Below are 1,993 nucleotides of genomic sequence, written 5' to 3'. Positions count from 1 at the left end.
GTCTCACCAAGGGTATGCCCGTCTATTTCACGACGCTTGGTGCCCCGAACGTGCAGTGGCGCTCCACTGTTCGGCAGATCCTTCCCACACCCGTCATCGAAAACAATGTCGTTCTCTATACGGTGCTGATCGACATTGCCAATCCGGACGGCAAGCTGATGAAGGATATGACCACGCAGGTCTTTTTCCTTCTCGACGAAGCGCGTGATGTTATCAGCGTTCCGGTGAGCGCGGTGACGCGCGGTGCTGATGGCAAGTCCTATGTGTCCGTGATGAAGGGCAACAATATTGAGCAGCGCGAAGTCGAAACCGGCATCGCCAATCGCATCAGTGTCGAGATCAAGAGTGGCCTTGAGGAAGGTGAAACAGTCGTCACCGGCATCTCATCCGGTTCCGCGTCAGGTGCCGCGGGTGGCGAAGCGGGCGCCCGTCGGCGCGCGCCGAGCTTCTTCTAAGGTCCGCGTCCATGCCCTCCCCCCGGACCGTACCTCCCCTGATCGAGCTTCGCGACGTGACCAAGGTTTACCAGACCGGGGGCACGGAAGTGCGCGCGCTGGACGGAGTTTCCCTGACGATCCGACGGGGCGAGTTTGTCGCGATCATGGGGCAGTCGGGTTCGGGGAAGTCCACGCTGATGAATATTCTCGGCTGCCTCGACCGGCCTACAGGCGGCACCTACAAGGTATCCGGCATCGATGTCTCCACGCTCTCGCCGGATGATCTCGCCGCGCTCCGGCGCGACACATTCGGCTTCGTGTTCCAGCGGTATAACCTGCTGACCACCATGACGGCCGCGGAAAATGTCGAACTGCCGGCCATCTATGCCGGTGCCTCGCGCACTGAAAGGCGCTCGCGTGCCATCGAACTTCTTACCCGCCTCGGCATGGGGAGCCGCGCCGCGCATCGCCCGTCCGAGCTTTCCGGCGGCCAGCAGCAGCGTGTCTCGATTGCCCGCGCATTGATGAACGGTGCCGACGTTATCCTCGCCGACGAACCGACAGGCGCGCTTGATACGCAGAGCGGCGCTGATGTGCTTCAGGTGCTGAAAGACCTGAATGCAGAGGGCCGCACCGTCATTCTCATCACGCATGACCCGGTTGTGGCGGAACATGCGGACCGGCTGATCCAGATCAGCGACGGGCGCATTCTCTCCGATAGCGGGGAGAAGCGCGCCACCGCCAGTGCCGCGTCGGACGAAGGGCCCACCCGGCGCGGCGCCATGGTGATCCAGGCGGAGATTGCCGAAGCGGTGAAAATGGCGTTCCGCTCGCTCCGCGCCAATATTTTTCGCACGGCGCTCACGCTGCTTGGTGTCGTGATCGGTGTTGCCGCCGTCGTGGTGATGCTCGCCATCGGCGATGGCAGCAAGGCAAACATCATGAGTTCCATGCAGAGCATGGGAACCAATCTGCTCGTGGTTCGGCCCGGCGCGCCCGGTGTGCGCGGCAGCGGAGATGTGGCAACGCTTGTCCCGGCAGATGCAGAAGCGATCCTCGGTGTGCCAAATGTGCAGGCCGCCGTCCCCTCTCGCAGCACCGCGACAACGCTTCGCTATGGCAATGTCGATTACCGCACGCAGGTTGAAGGGACATGGCCCTCGTTGACAGTTGTGCGCGACTGGAACGTGGCCTATGGCGGCTTCTTTACCGACATCGATCTCAATGGCTATGCGCCTGTGGTTGTGCTCGGACAGACCGTGGTGGATGCGCTCTTCCCCGATCACAAGGATCCGCTCGGCGAGTATGTTCTCGTCGGCAATATCCCCTTTGAAGTTGTTGGCGTGATGGAACCCAAGGGTGCCGCCGCCTTCGGGCGCGATCAGGACGATGTTGCCTTTGTGCCGATCACCACGGGCTTCATGCGCCTCTTCGGACAACAATATGCGGACTCAATTACCGCGAAGGTCGTGAATGCCGATCTTGTGGGCGAGACGGAAAAGGAGATTCATTCCCTTCTTCTCAATCGTCACCGGACGGAAGATTTCCAGATCCGC

2 protein-coding genes are annotated in these 1,993 nt (G+C 61.3%); both read left to right on the top strand.

Annotated elements, in window-relative coordinates; genetic code table 11:
* Positions 1-455, top strand: a 455-nt coding sequence (locus WBF74_RS10750) for an efflux RND transporter periplasmic adaptor subunit (RefSeq protein WP_424439388.1), incomplete at its 5' end; no start/stop codon positions are given.
* Between the two features lie 11 nt (positions 456-466).
* Positions 467-1,993 (top strand): ABC transporter permease (locus WBF74_RS10745; RefSeq protein ID WP_424439385.1); only part of this gene is annotated, 1,527 nt, incomplete at its 3' end.

The sequence above is a fragment of the Parvibaculum sp. genome (genome assembly GCF_049672805.1).
Taxonomy (GTDB): Bacteria; Pseudomonadota; Alphaproteobacteria; order Parvibaculales; family Parvibaculaceae; genus Parvibaculum.
This window is presented reverse-complemented; position numbering and strand designations above follow the sequence as displayed.